We start from the raw sequence: 317 nt of genomic DNA, 5'->3' as shown, positions 1-317 counted from the left end.
TGGAAGAAGCTCTCCATTGGCGCGTTATCCAGGCAATTTCCCTTCCGGCTCATGGAAGGCGTTATCTTCGCGGCGGCAAGGGCTTGGCGGTATTCGTCGGCCGCGTATTGAATTCCGCGGTCCGAATGCTGGATCAGCCCCGGCGCCGGCCGTTGGCGTTTCACGGCCATGTCGAGCGCCTCGAGAGCGATCGAGGCATGCAGGGTCTCGCGCATGCTCCAGCCCACGACCTTGCGCGTATGCATGTCGATGAGCGCCGCGAGAAAGAGCCAGCCTTCGCCGGTCCGGATATAGGTCAGATCGGCCAGCCAGACCTG

Annotated in this window: 1 protein-coding gene; it reads right to left on the bottom strand. The window is 62.8% G+C overall.

The features are described 5' to 3' along the window. Nucleotides 1-317, bottom strand: a 317-nt coding sequence (locus tag OCH239_RS21560) for an IS3 family transposase (RefSeq protein ID WP_037267681.1), incomplete at both ends; no start/stop codon positions are given.

The sequence above is a fragment of the Roseivivax halodurans JCM 10272 genome (genome assembly GCF_000521785.1).
In the GTDB taxonomy this organism is placed as follows: Bacteria; Pseudomonadota; Alphaproteobacteria; order Rhodobacterales; family Rhodobacteraceae; genus Roseivivax; species Roseivivax halodurans.
The sequence above is the reverse complement of the archived record's forward strand: the minus strand, read 5'-3'. Positions and strand labels throughout refer to the sequence as shown.